The organism is Pseudoxanthomonas sp. PXM04 (assembly GCF_014851695.1).
Taxonomy (GTDB): Bacteria; Pseudomonadota; Gammaproteobacteria; order Xanthomonadales; family Xanthomonadaceae; genus Pseudoxanthomonas_A; species Pseudoxanthomonas_A beigongshangi.
In genome coordinates, this window is sequence record NZ_JACVAG010000006.1 from 206,698 (window position 1) to 222,867 (window position 16,170).

Genomic DNA, 16,170 nt, shown 5'->3' on the forward strand with positions numbered 1-16,170 from the left:
TGTTGTGCGGATGATGGCTTGACGTGCGCATGAGACATCGCGGAGCGGAGCGAGCTCCGCTCTACGAAGAGGCGACGTGGTTTGTGTAGAGCGGAGCTTGCTCCGCTTTTCTTTTGCCTGTTATGCGGATGATGCTTGACGTGCGCATGAGACATCGCGGAGCGGAGCGAGCTCCGCTCTACGAAGAGGCGATGAGTTTGTGTAGAGCGGAGCTTGCTCCGCTTTCTTTTTGCCTGTTGTGCGGATGATGGCTTGACGTGCGCATGAGGCATCGCGGAGCGGAGCGAGCTCCGCTCTACGAGGACGCGATGTGGCTTGGCGTGGAGCGGAGCTTGCTCCGCTTTACGAAGAGGCGATGTGGCTTGGTGTAGAGCGGAGCTCGCTCCGCTCCTCGGGATCCGGCCAAAGGCGGCCGTCGATCAGGCGGTGGCTTTCGTGGACGGTGCCGGGGGGCAGGGGCGCGTGGGTGATGATCAGGACCGCGCGATCGGCGACGGCCTCGGCGATATCGCGCATCAGCGCGTCGGCGGTGTCCTGGTCCAGGCCTTCGGTGGGCTCGTCGAGTAGCAGCAGCGGAGTATCGCGCAACAGCGCGCGCGCCAGTGCCAGGCGCCGCGCCTGGCCGGCCGAGAGGGTCGCGCCGCTTTCGCCGACCCAGCCATCGAGGCCGTCGCTCCAGTTTCGTACCAGCGTGTCCAGCCGGACCTGCGCCAGCGCCCGCCACAGCTTTGCATCGTCGGCGCCGGGATCGCCGATCCGCAGGTTGTCGCGCACGCTGCCGGCGAAGATCGGCGCGTCCTGCGGCAGCCAGGCCAGGCGTGAATGCCAGTCGGCGCCGCGGAACCGGCGCAGATCGTGGCCCGCGTAAAGCAGCCGGCCTGCGTCGGGATCGCGCAGGCGTAGCAGCAATGCGAGAAGCGATGACTTGCCGGCGCCGCTGTCGCCGCGGATGGCGATGCGACGTCCCGGCGCGAGCACCAGATCCACGCCATCCAGCAGCCGGCGCGCTTCGCCCGGCCACGCAAAGGCCACGCCTTCCAGCACCAGCGGGCCTTGCGCGGGCACGGCGACGGGATCGTCGGGCTCGTCAATCTCCGGTTGCTGCATCGCCACCTCGTCCAGCCGCCGCGCGGAGGCGCGCGCGGCCTGCCAGGCCTGCCATGCCACGCCGATGCCGGCGGCGGCTTCCAGCAGGGCGAGGGTCATGAAGAACAGGCCGCCCGCCGCGGGCGCGGACAAGCGCCGCGCATCGACCGCGTCGAACAGCAGCCAGCCCAGCGCCGGGAGCAGCGCCGCCGCCAGCAGGCCGTGGAGCAGCACGCCGAGCGCGAGCCGCCGCTTGCGCTGGCGCTCCCGTCCGGCCAGTGCCAGTGCGTCCGCATCCACCCGCGCCAGCCAATCATCCGCCGCGTCGAGCGCGACCAGATCGCTGGCGCCTTCCAGCCCTTCGAGCACCGCGTAGCGCAGGCGCGCGCGTGCTTCGGCGCGTTCGCGTTCCAGGCCGCGCGCGCCGGCCTGTATCGCCCACGGCACCGCCACCGCGATCAGGACGAACGCCACCGCCAGCAACAGTCCGGCGACGGGCAGCCACCAGGCTGCGACGGCGACACCGATCGACAGCACCGTCGCCAGCGACACCAGCGGCCCGAGCGCGCGCACCAGCAGGCCGTCGACCGCCTCGATGTCGGCGACCAGTCGCGCCAGCAGATCGCCCACGCGATAGCGCCCCAGCCCCAGCGGCGCCAGTGGCAGCGCGCGGCGGAAGAACCACACCCGCAGATCCTTCGCCAGCGCCAGGGTGACGTCGTGGCCGACCAGCTTTTCCGCGTAGCGCGAGAGGATGCGGGCGAAGGTGAATGCACGGATGCCGGCCGACGGACCGAAGAAGTTGAAGCCGATCGCCGCGCTGCCGGCCAGCGCCGCGGCGGTGAGGAAATGTCCGGCCAGGCCGAGCAGGCCGGTGCCGGCCAGCAGGGTGGTCAGCAGCAGCGCGAAGGTCAGCGCGATGCCGCCGGCATGGCGGCGCAACACGCCGCCCAGATCGTCCGGCCGCGCGCTCATGGCGACGCCTCCGGCACACGCGGGCATGCGTGGTGGAGATCCAGCACGCGCCCAGCCATCCGCATCGCCGCCGGACTGTGGGTGGCCATGATCAGCGTGCGTCCGCGCGCGAACTCCGCCAGCGCCTGGAGCACGGCCTGTTCGGTTTCCGGGTCGAGGAAGGCGGTCGGTTCGTCCAGCAACAGCAGGCCGGGTTTGCGCAGGAACAATCGGGCCAGCGCCACGCGCCGCGCCTCGCCGCCGGACAGGCCGAAGCCGCGCTCGCCGATGGCGGTATGCAGGCCTTGCGGCAGGCGCCGGGCGAAGCGCATCACCTGGGCGGCTTCGGCGGCGTGTTCCAGTTCCGCGTCGCTGGCGCCGGGTGCGGCGATACGCAGGTTGTCGGCCAGCGTGCCCTGGAACAGGAACGGTCGCTGCGGGGCATAGCCGATGCGCGGCGGCGTGTCGTATTGGATTGATCCTCCGGCGGGCGGTAGCCAGCCGGCCAGCGCTTCCAGCAGCGTGCTCTTGCCACCGCCGCTGGCGCCCGCGATCGCGAGGTGTCCACCGGCTTCCAGCGCGAACGAGAGATCCCGCAGCGCCAGCGGCGCACCGGCGGCGGGACGCAGCGCCAGGCGTTCCACCCGCAGCGCCGGCGCGCGCGGATCGCTGGCCGCGTTCGCGGTCGCCGGCGATGGCGGCGCGGTCTCGGGTTCGATGTCTTCCAGCAGATGCGCCATCTCGCCCGCCGCGGCCAGCGCGGCGGCGCGATCGTGGTAGTGCGTCGCCAGCCGCCGCAGCGGCGCGTAGAACTCGGGCGCCAGCAGCAGGCAGAACACGCCGGTCGCCAGATCCAGCGGCGGTCCGCGCAGATCGAGCATGCCCAGGTAGGACAGGCCCAGGTACAGCGCGATCATCGCCACGCTCAGCGAGGCGAAGAACTCCAGCACCGCCGAGGACAGGAAGGCGATGCGCAGGACCTTCAGGCTGCTGCTGCGCAGGCCTTCGGCGGCCTGTTCGATGCCGGCCAGTTCGCTGTCGCCGCGTCCGTACAGGCGGATCAGGCCGAGGCCGCGCAGGCGATCGGCGAAATGGCCGCCCATCCGCGCCAGCGCCTGCAACTGGCGGCGGCTGGCCGCTTCCGCGCCCCAGCCCACCAGCATCATGAAGATCGGCGCCAGTGGCAGGGTCAGCAGCAGGATCAGGCCGACCACGCGGTCGGCCCAGAACGCGCCGATCAGGATCAGCAACGGCACCGCCACCACTTCCAGCCGCACCGGCAGGAAACCGCCGAGGTAGCCTTCCAGCGCATCGACGTGGCCGCCGAGCGTCTCGGCGAGTTCGCCGCTGCGCCGGTGGCGCAGCCAACGCGGGCCGCGCGCGATCAGGCGGCGCGCCAGCCGTGCACGTACCTGCACGCGCACTGTTTCCACCGCTTCGTCGGCCAACCGCCGCGACGCCCATCCGAGCAACGCGCGCAACATGCCGACGACGGCCAGTCCGGCCAGCAGCGCCGCCACCGCGCGCACCGGCGCATGGTCTACGAAGACCTGTTGCATCGCCCGCGCGATCAGCAGCGCCTGCGGCACCAGCAGCGCGCCAGCCAGCACCGTGCAGACGCCGGCCAGGCGCAGCGGACGCGCGCCGAGCGCGGCGAATGCCTTCAGGTGTCGCGCCGCGTCGGGCGCGCGCGCATCCGCCACGTCGCTCATGTCGGCAGGGTGCGGCAGCCCAGCGCGCTGAGCAGGCCATGCAGTGCCGGCGCGTGCGCCAGCCACGGTCCGGCGAGGGTGAGCAGGCCGGCGAACAGCACGATCATCGCCGCGCCCATGCGCGCGCCCGGCCGTTGCAGCCAGCGGCCCATGCGCGCGCCCGACCAGGTCAGCGGCACCATCATCGGCAGCGTGCCCAGGCCGAAGGCAAGCATGGTCAGCGCGCTGTCGCGCGCATTGGCCTGCAACCACGCGGCGGTCAGCAGGCTCAGGCTGAGTCCGCAGGGCAGCCAGCCCCACAGCATGCCCAGCGCGATCCGGCGCCACGCGCGATCGGCGGGCAGCAGGCGCGATTGCAACGGCCGCAACCACTGCCACACGCGCGCCGCCGGACGCGACAGGAACTGCAGGCGCGCGCGCCGATCCAGCAGGCGCAGCGCGACCAGCACCAGCACCACGCCCACCGCCATGCGCAGGACCAGTGCCAGGTTGTCGAATCGGAACACTTTCAGCAGCCCGCCGCCGAAACCGCCGACGATCGCGCCGGCCAGCACGTAGCCGCCGACCCGACCGAGGTTGACCTGCAAGGCCGCGCCCCAGCCGCGTTGCGGGTTCATCGCGGAGAATCCGGTGGCGATGCCGCCGCACATCGCGGCGCAATGCACGCCGCCCAGCAGGCCGCTCAGCAGCGCCGCGAGCAGGGTGAGGCTGTCAACCGGCATCGTCCTTGCCCGTGTCGCGCGCCGCGTCCGTCGCGGGTGCCGCGCCGTCGCCTTCCGGTGCGGATGGCTTCGACGCGTGCGCGGGTTTCCGCGCGTCCTCGTCGTCGAGGATGTCCAGCGCGGGCGTGTCCAGATCGTCGAACTGGCCGCGCCGCACCGCCCAGATGAAGGCGGCGACCGCCAGGCCCAGCAGCACCAGGCTGATCGGAATGAGCATCAACAGAATGGTCATGGTGCGGACTTGCTCGTGGGCACGCGGGTCAGGCGCAGGGCGTTGGCGGTGACCAGCAGCGAGGATAGCGCCATTCCCAGCGCGGCCAGCCACGGGGTGACCTTGCCGGTGGCGGCCAGCGGCAGCGCCAGCACGTTGTAGGCCAGCGCCCAGGCCAGGTTCTCGCGGATGAGCCGGCGGGTGCGGCGGGCCAGATCCACGGTGGCGGGCAGGCGCGACAGCGAGGTGCCGGTCATCACCAGATCCGCCGCGCGCTGCGCCAGCGGCGCACCCTGGCCCATCGCCACCGACACGTCCGCGCCGGCCAGCACCGGCGCGTCGTTGATGCCGTCGCCGACCATCGCGACGATCCGGCCCTGCGCCTGCAGTTCATGCACGAAGGCGAGCTTGTCCTCCGGCGTTTGCCGCGCGCGCGGATCGGCGATGTCCATTTCCGCGGCGAAGCGCTGCACCGGCGCGACGCCGTCGCCGCTGGCCAGATGCACCGCGTAGCCCTGCGCGCGCAGCGCCGCCAGCGCGTCCCGGGCGTCGGGACGCGCCGATTCGCGCAGCACGAACCGCGCGACGGCACGCGTGCCATCGCCCAGCCAGATCGCCCCATCGTCTTCGCCGCCGCTGGCGAACCCGGCCTGGCCCAGCCGCCACGCCTGGCCATCGATGCGGCCCTGCACGCCCCGGCCGGTGACGGTTTCCACCCGCTCGGCGCGCAGCGTGTCCACGTCCGCGTCGGTGGCGGCCTGGAGGAACGCGGCGGCCAGCGGATGGCCGCTGTCGCGCTCCAGCGCCGCGGCCAGCGCGAGCGCGCGCGAACGATCGAAATCGTCCAGGCCCTGCGCCTCCACGCTCAACGCGCGCGGATCGCTGAGCGTGCCGGTCTTGTCGAACACGATGTCGCTGGCGCGCGAGAGCGTGTCCAGCGCATCGGCGCGGGTCGCCAGCACGCCCAGCTTCGCCAGGGTGCCGTGCGCAGCGGCCAGCGCGGTCGGCACCGACAGCGACAGCGCGCAAGGACAACTGATCACCAGCAACGCCAGGGTCACCTCGAAGGCGCGCGCGGGATCGTGGAAATACCAGAACACGTACACCGCCAGCGCCGCCAGCAGCAGGCCGGCGACGAAGCGTCCGCCGATGCGATCGGCCGCGCGCGCGATCGGCGGCCGGTGCGCCTGCGCCTGATCGACCAGCCGCGCCAGCTGCGAGAGCCGGGTGGCGCTGCCGACGTCGGTGACCCGCAGCCGCGCCGGGTGCTCGCGGCACACGGTGCCGGCGTAGACCGACGCGCCGGCGCGCTTGTGGATGGGATGCGACTCGCCGGTCAGCAGCGCTTCCTCGAACACCGCGTCGGTGTCCAGCAGCACGCCGTCGGCGGGCACGTTGTCGCCGGCGGCCACCCGCACCACGTCGCCGGCGGCGAGGCTGCCGACCGCCACCGACTCGCGGCTGCCGTCGGCGCGCTCGCGGGTGGCGAAGGCGGGGCGCGCCCGCGCCAGCGCATCGACCTGGGCGGTGGCGATGTTGCGCGCGCGCTGTTCCAGCATGCGCGCGGCCAGCAGCAGGAACACGAACATCACCGCCGCGTCGTACCAGACATGCACGCCGCCACGGATGGTTTCGACCAGGCTGGCCAGGTAGGCGAGCAGGGTGGAACCGGCGATCAGCGTGTCCATGCCGAGGTGGCGTTCGCGCAGTTCGCGCCAGGCGCCGGCCAGGAACGGCCAGCCGGAGTAGAACACCACCGGCGTGGACACCAGGAAGGTCAGCCAGCGGAAGAAATCGCGCGTGGGCACCGGCATGGTCCGGTCTACGTCCAGGTACAGCGCCTCGGCGAACATCATCGCCTGTAACGCGCCCAGACCGGCGATGCCCAGCCGCAGCAGCCAGCGCTTGCGCTCGTCCAGGCGCGCGCGTTCGCTGGCCTCGCCGCCGGCCAGATAGGGCCGGTAGCCGAGCATGGACAGCCGCTGCAGGATCCGCGACAGCGCCGCGCGCTGCGGATCCCAGGCGATGCGGATGCGTCCGGTCACCGCGTTGGCGGTGCTGTCGAGCACGCCCTCCTCGCGGGTGAGCGCGCGGTCGATCAGCCAGGCGCAGGCGGCGCAGCGCATGCCGTCGGTGAGCAGGATGATCTCGCGCCCGCCGGTGACCGGATGGCTGTGTTCGGCCTGCAACTCCTCGCGATCCCAGATGCCCAGATCGACCGGCTCGGCGTCCACGCGTCCGGCCGCGGCGCTGCGCAGGCGGTAGTAGCTGCCCAGGTCCGAATGGCGGATCCATTCGGCCGCCGCGGCGCAGCCTTCGCAGCAGAATCCCGCGGTCTGGCCGTCCAGCGGACGCAGCACCGGTGCGGCCGGCAGCGCCTCGCCGCAGTGGTAGCAATGCGGCGAAGGCGCCGTTGCGCTCACGAGGCGGCGTCGTCCTGCAACGAGGGCGACAGGTGCGTGGCGCGCTGCGCCTTGGGCAGGCGGCCGCGCAGGCGCCATTGGCCGTCGGCCGGGCCGAGTTGCACCTTCCACGCGTGCGAGGCGTCCACCGCTTCATCCAGACGCCAACCGTTGCCGGCCGGCGGCAGGCGCAGGCGGCGGTCCTCCTCGGCCTTGGTCGGATGTTGCAGATGCAGCTCCAGCGGCGCGCGGCGATCGAATTCGCCGCTGACCGGAATGACTTCCACGACGCCCGCGTCCACCCGCAGCACCGCCGCCAGCTTCATCGACTGCGCACGCTGGTCCGGACCGAGGTCGGTGGTCTGGATTTGCGCCATCCGATCCACCTTGTCGGTGACCGCGTCGGCGCCGCCGGCGCGCACGGAGATGTAGACCAGGCCGACGCCGGCGACGATCGAGGCGATCGGCAGGCCGATCACCAGCCACATCACCGGAATGCGCCAGAGGGGGACTTTGGGTTGCGGGGTCATGGGACGGGTCCGAAGTAGCTGCTCTCGACGATCTTGGTGGACACGCCGTCCTCGCGTTCGACGCGGATGCGGATGGCGTGCCGGCCGGTCACGCTGGACGGCGCGGTCGCGACCAGCGGCAGCGACAGCACTTCCTCGGCATCGGCCTGGACCTGCTTGCCGCCACCGGCCAGGGTGATGCCGGCGGTGTCCGATTCCAGCACGATGCGGTACTGGTGCGATTGCTGATCCTTGTTGACCAGCTTGAGCGTGTAGCTGTTCTCGATGCGCCCGCCGCCGACGTCGCGGTACAGCGCGTTGCGATCGCGCAGCACCTCGGCGATCACGTCGCTGCGGTGGGTCACGCCCCAGGCCCAGGCGGCCAGCAGCGCCAGCAGGATGGTGCCGTAGACGAACACGCGCGGACGCAGCACGCGGGTGCCCTTGCCGTCGATGGCGTTCTGGGTCGAATAGCGGATCAGGCCGTTCGGATACCCCATCTTGCCCATCACATCGTCGCAGGCGTCGATGCAGGCGCCGCAGGCGATGCACTCGTACTGCAGGCCGTTGCGGATGTCGATGCCGGTCGGGCAGACCTGCACGCAGATGGTGCAGTCGATGCAGTCGCCCAGCTGATCCGGGGCGAACTTCGGCAGCGGCTCGGCGTGCGCGCCGGCGCCGGCAAAGGTGATGGTGCCGCGCGCGTGCAGGCGGTTGTCGGCCGCGGTGGGATGCTGGTACGCGCGGAACACGTAGTCGTAGGCGGTGGCCTTGTCGAGCAGGCCGCGCGCGCGTTCCAGCACGCTGCCCAGGCCGCGCTTGCGCGGGCCACGCGGTTCGCCGCGCATCGGGTCGTAGGCGATGATCAGGGTGTTGCGGTCGAACATTGCGCTCTGGAAGCGCGCGTAGGGGCACATGTACTTGCACACCTGCTCGCGCAGGAAGCCGGCGTTGCCCCAGGTGGCCAGCGCGTAGAACAGCACCCAGAAGGTTTCCCAGCCGCCCCATTCCAGCGGCGCGCGCACGGCCAGATCGCGGATCGGAGTGAAGAAGCCGACGAAGGTGAAGCCGGTCCACAGCGCGAACAGCAGCCAGATCGCGTGCTTGCCGCCCTTGCGCAGGATCTTCTGCCCGTTCCAGGGGCCGGCGTCCAGCTTCATGCGCTGGCCGCGGTCGCCCTCGGTCCAGCGCTCCATCCACAGGAACACTTCGGTCCACACCGTCTGCGGGCAGGCGTACCCGCAGAACAGGCGCCCGGCCAGGGTGGTGAAGAAGAACAGCGCCATCGCCGCGATGATCAGCAGCAGCGCCAGGAACAGGAAGTCCTGCGGCCAGAACGACAGCCCGAACACGTAGAACTTGCGCGCCGGCAGATCGAACAGCACCGCCTGGCGGCCGTCCCAGCGCAGCCACGGGAACACGTAGAACATGCCCAGCAGCCAGAACACCGCGGCCACGCGCAGGCGGTTGAGGCGGCCGGACACGTCGCGCGGGTAGATCTTGCGTTCGCTGACGTAGAGCGAATTGCCCTGGTCGTCCACCACGTCGATCGGGATCTGCCGGCTCATGGCGATACTCCGTTGCGCGATGGGAGCTGGGATTTGCGGTAAAGCGGAATCGGAACGTTCATGGCATGGCTTCGCCGGGGGTTACCGGCGTGGCGTTGAGGGAGTACCGGACGGATCCAGTCTCCGGCGCGCACGACAGGAGCGGGAGCGACGGTTTGTCGCAGGCCCGCTCCAGGCTTTCATTCCGGCGGCAGCGCGCGGTTGAAGCGGCTGGAAGGCCGCAGGAGTATCCAGGTAAAGAGGCTGGACGAGGCGGTCGCCAGCCAGAACATGAAAAAGCCCAGCGTGTAGCCGAGCTCGCGGGTCAACGGCCAGTCGGGGAAGGTCACGTCGCGCAGCTGGAGCGGATCCACGAAGGCGAAGAACACCATCGTCGCCACGCCCGCCGCGAAGAAACTGGGCCAGAGGATGGCCCCGATCCGCTGTGCCAGCGGGCGGGGCGGATGGTCCAGTCGGGGTTCGCTGAAATCGGTCATGGCGACGACGTTTCCTTCTATGGCGAGGCGGCGGCGGTTTCCTTGTTGCCCTTGTGCGACAGCGACCAGACGTACGCGGCGACCAGGCGCGCGCGGGTCTCGCCGAGAAGCTCACGGTGCGCCGGCATGATGCCATGGCGGCCCTTGCCGATGGTCTGGCGCAGGCTCTCGCTGCTGTCGCCGTACAACCAGTAGTCGTCGGTCAGGTCGGGCGCGCCCAGGTCCTGGTTGCCCTTGCCGTCCACGCCGTGGCAGGCCACGCACACGCCTTCGTACAGCTTCTTGCCCTGGGAGGCGGGGAAGTTGTTGATCAGCTGATCCGGATGGCCGAGCGTGCGCACGTAGGCGATGGTGTAGTCGACCGCGTTCGGACCGCCCATGCCGGTCAGCGCGGTGCCCCATTCGGGCATCACGCCGTCGCGGCCGTCCAGCACCGTTTCCAGCACCTTCTCCGGCGAACCGCCCCAGTGCCAGATGTCGTCGGTCAGGTTGGGATAGCCGATCGCACCCTGCGCGGACGAACCGTGGCAGGTGGCGCAGGTGTTGTTGAAGATCGAACGGCCCAGCGACAGCGCCTTCGGATCCTGCGCCAGCTTGTCGATGGCCTGGTCCGCGTAGGGCTTGAAGGTCTGTTCCAGCTTGGCGTCCTCCACCTTCTTCTTGGCGGCGTGTTCGCCGGCCGAAGACCAGTCGGCGGCGCCGGCGTAGCCGCCCAGGCCGCCGTACCACGCGATGTAGCCGATGCCGAACGCGATGGTCAGGTAGAACATGTTGATCCACCAGCGCGGCAAGGGCTTGTTGTACTCGGTCAGATCGCCGTCCCAGACATGGCTGGTTTCCTCCGGCGCCGGATCGCCCGGGCGACGGCGCGCCGTCCACCACAGCAACCACGCGCAGCCGACGATGTTCAGCGCCACCAGGGCGATGACGTACCACGACCAGCCGCTGTTCATGCCTTGTACTCCTCGTCTTCCTCGTTCAGCGGCAGCGCCGCGGCGTCATCGAATTCGGCCTTGCGGCGCGGGCTCCATACCCAGATCCAGCCGCCGATGAACAGCACCAGCAGGATTGCGGTCACGATTCCGGACACCATCTCAGCCTCCCCGCGGTGCGTGCTTGCCGAGCGCCTGCAGGTACGCCACCACGGCGTCCAGCTCGGTCTTGCCCTTCAGTTCCTCGGGCGCGGCCTTGATCTCGGCATCGGTGTAGGGGTCGCCCAGCGCCTTCAGCGCGCCCATCCGCCGCGCGGTGGCCTCGCCGTCGACCTTGTTCTTCTCCAGCCAGGGGAAGCCGGGCATGTTCGACTCGGGTACCACGTCGCGCGGGTTGATCAGGTGCACGCGGTGCCAGTCGTCGGAGTAGCGGCCGCCGACCCGGGCCAGGTCCGGCCCGGTGCGCTTGCTGCCCCACTGGAACGGACGGTCGTAGACCGACTCGCCGGCCAGCGAGTAGTGGCCGTAGCGCTCGCTCTCGAAGCGCAGGGTGCGGACCATCTGCGAGTGGCAGTTGTAGCAGCCTTCGCGGACGTACACGTCGCGGCCGGCCAGTTGCAGGGCCGGGTAGGGCTTGACCCCTTCCAGCGGCTTGATGGCCTCGGCCTGGAACATCAGCGGCACGATCTCGGCCAGGCCGCCGAACGACACGACCACCGCGATCAGGATGGCCATCAGGCCGATGTTCTTCTCGATTTTCTCGTGGGAGTTGCTGTTGCTCATGTCGGTCTCGTCCTCAGGCGCGCACTTCGGAAACGTCAACCGGCAGGATCGGTTGCGGTGCGGTCGAACGCGCGGATGCAAACGTCTTCCAGGTATTCCACGCCATCACGCCCATGCCGCTCAGCACCAGCAGGCCGCCGCCCAGGCGGATCAGGTAGTACGGATAGGTGGCGTTGAGCGCCTCGACGAAGCTGTAGGTCAGCGTGCCGTCGGCGTTGGTGGCGCGCCACATCAGGCCCTGCATGACGCCGGCGATCCACATCGAGGCGATGTAGAACACCACGCCCAGGGTATGCAGCCAGAAGTGCAGGTCGATGGCCTTGGTCGAGAACATGCTGTCCCGGCCCAGCAGGCGCGGCAGCAGCGCGTAGATCGAACCCACCGAGATCATCGCCACCCAGCCCAGCGCGCCGGCGTGCACGTGGCCGACCGTCCAGTCGGTGTAGTGGCTCAGCGAGTTGACCGTCTTGATCGACATCATCGGTCCCTCGAAGGTCGCGATCATGTAGAACGACACGGCGACGATCAGGAACTTCAGGATCGGGTCGGTGCGCAGCTTGTGCCACACGCCCGACAGGGTCAGGATGCCGTTCAGCGCACCGCCCCACGACGGCGCCAGCAGGATCAGGGAGAACACCATGCCCAGCGACTGCGCCCAGTCCGGCAGCGCGGTGTAGTGCAGGTGGTGCGGGCCGGCCCACATGTAGACCGCGATCAGCGCCCAGAAGTGGACGATCGACAGTCGGTAGGAGTAGACCGGGCGACCGGCCTGCTTGGGCACGAAGTAATACATCATGCCGAGGAAGCCGGCGGTCAGGAAGAAGCCGACCGCGTTGTGGCCATACCACCACTGCACCATCGCGTCGACCGCGCCGCTGTAGACCGGGTAGGACTTGGTGAAGCCGACCGGGATGGCGATGTTGTTGACGATGTGCAGCAGGGCCACGGCGATGATGTAGGCGCCGTAGAACCAGTTCGCCACGTAGATGTGCTTGACCGCGCGCTTGGCGATGGTGCCGAAGAACAGCACCGCGTAGGCCACCCAGACCACGGTGATCAGCAGGTCGACCGGCCATTCCAGCTCGGCGTATTCCTTGCCCTGGGTCATGCCCAGCGGGAGGGTGATCGCGGCCGCCAGGATGACCGCCTGCCAGCCCCAGAACACGAACGCGGCCAGCTTGTCCGAGATCAGCCGGACGTGGCAGGTGCGCTGGACCACGTGCAGGCTGGTCGCGAACAGGGCGCTGCCGCCGAACGCGAAGATCACCGCATTGGTATGCAGGGGGCGCAGCCGGCCATAGCTGAGCCATGGCAGATCGAAATTCAGCGCCGGCCAGTACAGCTGGGCGGCGATGAACACGCCCACGGCCATCCCCACGATGCCCCAGACCACGGTCATCACCGCGAACTGGCGCACCACCTTGTCGTTATAAGTACCCCGCACGCTCTGCATGCCACCTGCTCCTAGGCTCAACACCATGATCTTCAGCCCCATCGGCCCCCGCCCACATTGATTTGAATCAACCGGGAGGGGGGAAATACGGACAGGGAGTGGTCAGCGAACCACGGGCGGCATGTTGGCAACCCGGTACAAGGTCCAGGGTGCGACAGATTGTCACCCCCGCCCTTGCCCGGCAGGGGTCTAGAATCCCCCTCGACACCGCTGCCGAGCCTCCCTCATGCCGGACATGACCGTTGTCGAGCTGTCCCGCCTGCAATTCGCCCTCACGGCGATGTACCACTTCCTGTTCGTGCCACTGACCCTGGGCCTGTCCTTCATGGTGGCCATCATGGAGAGCGTCTACGTCATGACCGGACGGGACGTGTGGCGGCGGATGACCCTGTTCTGGGGCACCCTGTTCGGGGTGAACTTTGCCATGGGCGTCGCCACTGGTATTGTGATGGAGTTCCAGTTCGGGACCAATTGGTCTTATTACAGCCACTACGTCGGCGACATCTTCGGCGCTCCGCTGGCAATCGAGGGCCTGATGGCCTTCTTCCTGGAAGCGACCTTCATCGGCCTGTTCTTCTTCGGCTGGAACCGGCTCAGCCGGGTCCAGCACCTGGCGGTCACCTGGCTGGTCGCGCTGGCTACCAACTTCTCGGCGCTGTGGATCCTGGTCGCCAATGGCTGGATGCAGAACCCGGTCGGGGCGGTGTTCAACCCCGAGACCATGCGCATGGAGATCACCGACTTCATGGCGGTGATCTTCAACCCGGTCGCGCAGGCCAAGTTCGTCCACACGGTCAGCGCCGGCTACGTGACCGGGGCGATGTTCGTCATGTCGATCAGCGCGTTCTACCTGCTGCGCGGCCGCAACGTCGACTTCGCCAAGCGCTCGATGGCGGTGGCGGCCAGCTTCGGCCTGGCCGCGGCGTTGTCGGTGGTAGTGCTGGGCGACGAGAGCGGCTACGCGGTCGGCGAGAACCAGAAGATGAAGCTGGCCGCGATCGAGGCGATGTGGGAAACCGAGCCGGCGCCGGCGGGCTTCAACGCCTTCGCCATTCCCGACCAGGAAACCCGCACCAACCACTACGCGGTGCATATCCCCTACGTGATGGGGATCATCGGTACCCGTTCGCTCAACAAGGAGATGCCGGGCATCCTGGAACTGGTCGAGCGCGCCGAAGGGCGCATCCGCAACGGCATCGTCGCCTACGAGAACCTGCAGAAACTGCGCGCCAACCGCGGTGATTCCCACGCGCGGTACATGTTCGAAACCCACTGGCGCGACATCGGCCACGCCCTGCTGCTGAAGAAGTACCGCGAGGACATCGCCAACGCGACCGACGAGGAGATCGTCAAGGCCGCGTTCGACACCGTGCCGCACGTGGCGCCGCTGTTCTGGAGCTTCCGCCTGATGGTCGGACTGGGCTTCTACTTCATCGCCTTCTTCGCCTTCGCGTTCTGGCTGGCCAGCAAACACCAGTTGGACAAGCGGCGCTGGTTCCTGCGGCTGGCCTTCTACAGCCTGCCGTTGCCATGGATCGCGATCGAGGCCGGCTGGCTGATCGCCGAGTACGGCCGCCAGCCGTGGGTGATCGATGGCGTGCTGCCGACCTTCTTCGCCGCCTCGGGCCTGAAGCTGCACCAGATCCTGATCACCCTGAGCGGCTTCGTCACGATTTATACGGTGCTGGCGGTGGTCGAAATATGGCTGATGCGCAAGCTGATCCTGAAGGGCCCGGAAGAGCTCTCGCCGGAACCGCACGGCGCGACCGCACCCGCCACCCCGCCGGTCACGGCCATCTGAGAGGAGCGCGTCCATGGACACCATTCCGCTCGACTATCCGACCCTGCGCCTGATCTGGTGGGCGCTGCTGGGCATCCTGCTGATCGGCTTCGCGGTGATGGACGGCTTCGATCTGGGCGTGGCGACGCTGCTGCCGGCGGTGGCCCGCACCGACGAGGAACGCCGGATCACGCTGAACGTGATCGGCCCGGTGTGGGAGGGCAACCAGGTCTGGCTGATCGTCGGCGGCGCCGCGATCTTCGCCGCCTGGCCGCCGCTGTACGCGGTCAGCTTCTCCGGCTTCTACATCGCCATGTTCCTGATCCTGGTCGCGCTGATCCTGCGCCCGGTCGGTTTCAAGTTCCGCAGCAAGGTGCCGGACCCTCGCTGGCGCGCGGTATGGGACTGGGCGTTGTTCGTCAGCGGGCTGGTGCCGGCACTGGTATTCGGCGTGGCGATGGGCAACGTGCTGCTCGGCGCGCCGTTCACCTTCGACGACATCCTGCGCCCGCACTACGAGGGCGGACTGTTCGGACTGCTCACGCCCTTCGCGCTGCTGTGCGGCCTGGTCAGCGTGTGCATGCTGGTCGCCCATGGCGCCGGACGGCTGGCGATGAAGACCGACGGCGCGATCGCCCGGCGCGCGCGCCGCTATGGCGGCGTGGCCGCGATCGCCACCGCGGTGCTGTTCGTCATCGGCGGTGTCTGGCTGGCCAAGGGATTGAATGGTTACGTGTTGCAGGTCGCCATGGATCCGGCCGGTCCGTCCAATCCGCTGGCCAAGGTGGTGATCGCGCAGCCGGGCGCGTGGATGGGCAACTACGCGCGCTGGCCGGTGATCTGGCTGTTCCCGGTGCTGGGCGTGCTGGGTGCGCTGCTGAGCGCGCTCTGCCTGCGCGCGGGCAAGGGCGGACTGGCGTTCCTGTCCTCGGCGCTGGCGATTGCCGGCATCCTGCTGACCTTCGGCTTGACCACCTTTCCTTTCCTGCTGCCGTCCTCGCTCAATCCCGGCGCCAGCCTGATGGTGTGGGATGCGTCTTCCAGCCACCTGACGCTGTTCATCATGCTGCTGGTGACCGCGTTCTTCCTGCCGATCATCCTGGCCTACACGGCCTGGGTATACCGGGTGATGCGCGGCAAGGTCGGCGAGGACAGCCTGGATCACGACCAGAATCCGAACGCTTACTGAGGAGAAGCACGCATGTGGTATTTCAGCTGGATACTCGGCGCCGGACTCGCGGCCAGCTTCGCCATCCTCAATGGCATGTGGTACGAGATGCGGGATACGGACAAGCGCAAGAGCGATTGAGTGGAGAGCGGCGGCGTGCCCGTGCACGCCATCTCCGCAAGCCAATGCCGCCAGCGTGTCGCGTGGCGAATCCCCGGCATGTCCCTGCCTGCATCGCCATTCCATCATTGTCCCGGCGAATGCCGTGATCCATTTGCCGTGATGGTGAGTGGTCCTGGACGTCGAGAAACCCGGCGAAAATGGATTCCAGGTTTCGCTGGAATGACGGCGGTGCGACGACTGGGACAATGTGATTCGACTGTCATTGGCGCTGGACTCGGCATGGGTAAAGGC

15 protein-coding genes are annotated in these 16,170 nt (G+C 69.0%); 3 read left to right on the forward strand and 12 right to left on the reverse strand.

Translation table 11 applies throughout. From position 1 onward, the window contains the following. Positions 1–342: 342 nt before the first annotated feature. The 12 genes from cydC to ccoN all read right to left on the reverse strand — a co-directional run bounded on the left by cydC (position 343) and on the right by ccoN (position 12,808). Entirely contained in the window at positions 343–2,061 is a 1,719-nt protein-coding gene (gene cydC, locus IB228_RS15605; RefSeq protein ID WP_192199126.1) for a thiol reductant ABC exporter subunit CydC, read from the reverse strand. Then, entirely contained in the window at positions 2,058–3,752 is a 1,695-nt protein-coding gene (gene cydD / locus IB228_RS15610) for a thiol reductant ABC exporter subunit CydD (RefSeq protein ID WP_192199127.1), read from the reverse strand. The genes cydC and cydD overlap by 4 nt, the downstream gene beginning before the upstream one ends. Continuing rightward, positions 3,749–4,474, reverse strand: coding sequence for a sulfite exporter TauE/SafE family protein (locus IB228_RS15615; protein ID WP_192199128.1), 726 nt, complete (start codon positions 4,472–4,474; stop codon positions 3,749–3,751). The genes cydD and IB228_RS15615 overlap by 4 nt, the downstream gene beginning before the upstream one ends. Next, entirely contained in the window at positions 4,464–4,706 is a 243-nt protein-coding gene (gene ccoS / locus IB228_RS15620) for a cbb3-type cytochrome oxidase assembly protein CcoS (protein ID WP_183640868.1), read from the reverse strand. The genes IB228_RS15615 and ccoS overlap by 11 nt, the downstream gene beginning before the upstream one ends. Beyond that, positions 4,703–7,108: a heavy metal translocating P-type ATPase gene (locus tag IB228_RS15625; protein WP_343227094.1), complete on the reverse strand. Its 2,406-nt coding sequence runs from the start codon at positions 7,106–7,108 to the stop codon at positions 4,703–4,705. The genes ccoS and IB228_RS15625 overlap by 4 nt, the downstream gene beginning before the upstream one ends. Beyond that, entirely contained in the window at positions 7,105–7,617 is a 513-nt protein-coding gene (locus tag IB228_RS15630) for a FixH family protein (protein ID WP_183640872.1), read from the reverse strand. The genes IB228_RS15625 and IB228_RS15630 overlap by 4 nt, the downstream gene beginning before the upstream one ends. Then, entirely contained in the window at positions 7,614–9,164 is a 1,551-nt protein-coding gene (locus tag IB228_RS15635; protein ID WP_192199130.1) for a 4Fe-4S dicluster domain-containing protein, read from the reverse strand. The genes IB228_RS15630 and IB228_RS15635 overlap by 4 nt, the downstream gene beginning before the upstream one ends. A gap of 179 nt (positions 9,165–9,343) precedes the next feature. Further along, positions 9,344–9,640 carry a hypothetical protein gene (locus tag IB228_RS15640; RefSeq protein WP_192199131.1) on the reverse strand — a complete coding sequence of 99 codons (297 nt, stop codon included), beginning with the start codon at positions 9,638–9,640 and terminating at the stop codon, positions 9,344–9,346. 17 nt (positions 9,641–9,657) lie between these two features. After that, positions 9,658–10,593: a cytochrome-c oxidase, cbb3-type subunit III gene (gene ccoP, locus IB228_RS15645; RefSeq protein ID WP_192199132.1), complete on the reverse strand. Its 936-nt coding sequence runs from the start codon at positions 10,591–10,593 to the stop codon at positions 9,658–9,660. After that, entirely contained in the window at positions 10,590–10,718 is a 129-nt protein-coding gene (locus IB228_RS15650; RefSeq protein WP_318288375.1) for a cbb3-type cytochrome c oxidase subunit 3, read from the reverse strand. The genes ccoP and IB228_RS15650 overlap by 4 nt, the downstream gene beginning before the upstream one ends. 16 nt (positions 10,719–10,734) lie before the next feature. After that, a complete protein-coding gene (gene ccoO / locus IB228_RS15655; protein ID WP_141454251.1) occupies positions 10,735–11,355 on the reverse strand; it encodes a cytochrome-c oxidase, cbb3-type subunit II in 621 nt (206 codons plus the stop codon). Positions 11,356–11,368: 13 nt separating this feature from the next. Further along, positions 11,369–12,808, reverse strand: a complete 1,440-nt coding sequence (ccoN, locus tag IB228_RS15660) for a cytochrome-c oxidase, cbb3-type subunit I (protein ID WP_183640879.1) — start codon at positions 12,806–12,808, stop codon at positions 11,369–11,371. Positions 12,809–13,034: 226 nt separating this feature from the next. Here ccoN and IB228_RS15665 point away from each other — a divergent pair, with 226 nt between their 5' ends. Genes IB228_RS15665 through cydX form a run of 3 tightly spaced genes read left to right on the forward strand, consistent with a single transcriptional unit; the run spans position 13,035 to position 15,897 of the window. Then, positions 13,035–14,609, forward strand: a complete 1,575-nt coding sequence (locus IB228_RS15665; RefSeq protein WP_192199133.1) for a cytochrome ubiquinol oxidase subunit I — start codon at positions 13,035–13,037, stop codon at positions 14,607–14,609. Positions 14,610–14,622: 13 nt separating this feature from the next. After that, positions 14,623–15,777: a cytochrome d ubiquinol oxidase subunit II gene (gene cydB, locus IB228_RS15670; protein WP_192199134.1), complete on the forward strand. Its 1,155-nt coding sequence runs from the start codon at positions 14,623–14,625 to the stop codon at positions 15,775–15,777. A gap of 12 nt (positions 15,778–15,789) precedes the next feature. Continuing rightward, positions 15,790–15,897 carry a cytochrome bd-I oxidase subunit CydX gene (cydX, locus tag IB228_RS15675; RefSeq protein ID WP_141454247.1) on the forward strand — a complete coding sequence of 36 codons (108 nt, stop codon included), beginning with the start codon at positions 15,790–15,792 and terminating at the stop codon, positions 15,895–15,897. Positions 15,898–16,170 lie beyond the last annotated feature (273 nt).

Bases quoted from the DNA above. Each gene is read 5' to 3' on its own strand.
- cydC (WP_192199126.1), bottom strand. From the start codon at position 2,061: ATGAGCGCGCGGCCGGACGATCTGGGCGGCGTGTTGCGCCGCCATGCC.
- cydD (WP_192199127.1), bottom strand. From the start codon at position 3,752: ATGAGCGACGTGGCGGATGCGCGCGCGCCCGACGCGGCGCGACACCTG.
- IB228_RS15615 (WP_192199128.1), bottom strand. From the start codon at position 4,474: ATGCCGGTTGACAGCCTCACCCTGCTCGCGGCGCTGCTGAGCGGCCTG.
- ccoS (WP_183640868.1), bottom strand. From the start codon at position 4,706: ATGACCATTCTGTTGATGCTCATTCCGATCAGCCTGGTGCTGCTGGGC.
- IB228_RS15630 (WP_183640872.1), bottom strand. From the start codon at position 7,617: ATGACCCCGCAACCCAAAGTCCCCCTCTGGCGCATTCCGGTGATGTGG.
- IB228_RS15635 (WP_192199130.1), bottom strand. From the start codon at position 9,164: ATGAGCCGGCAGATCCCGATCGACGTGGTGGACGACCAGGGCAATTCG.
- IB228_RS15640 (WP_192199131.1), bottom strand. From the start codon at position 9,640: ATGACCGATTTCAGCGAACCCCGACTGGACCATCCGCCCCGCCCGCTG.
- ccoP (WP_192199132.1), bottom strand. From the start codon at position 10,593: ATGAACAGCGGCTGGTCGTGGTACGTCATCGCCCTGGTGGCGCTGAAC.
- ccoO (WP_141454251.1), bottom strand. From the start codon at position 11,355: ATGAGCAACAGCAACTCCCACGAGAAAATCGAGAAGAACATCGGCCTG.
- ccoN (WP_183640879.1), bottom strand. From the start codon at position 12,808: ATGCAGAGCGTGCGGGGTACTTATAACGACAAGGTGGTGCGCCAGTTC.
- IB228_RS15665 (WP_192199133.1), top strand. From the start codon at position 13,035: ATGCCGGACATGACCGTTGTCGAGCTGTCCCGCCTGCAATTCGCCCTC.
- cydB (WP_192199134.1), top strand. From the start codon at position 14,623: ATGGACACCATTCCGCTCGACTATCCGACCCTGCGCCTGATCTGGTGG.
- cydX (WP_141454247.1), top strand. From the start codon at position 15,790: ATGTGGTATTTCAGCTGGATACTCGGCGCCGGACTCGCGGCCAGCTTC.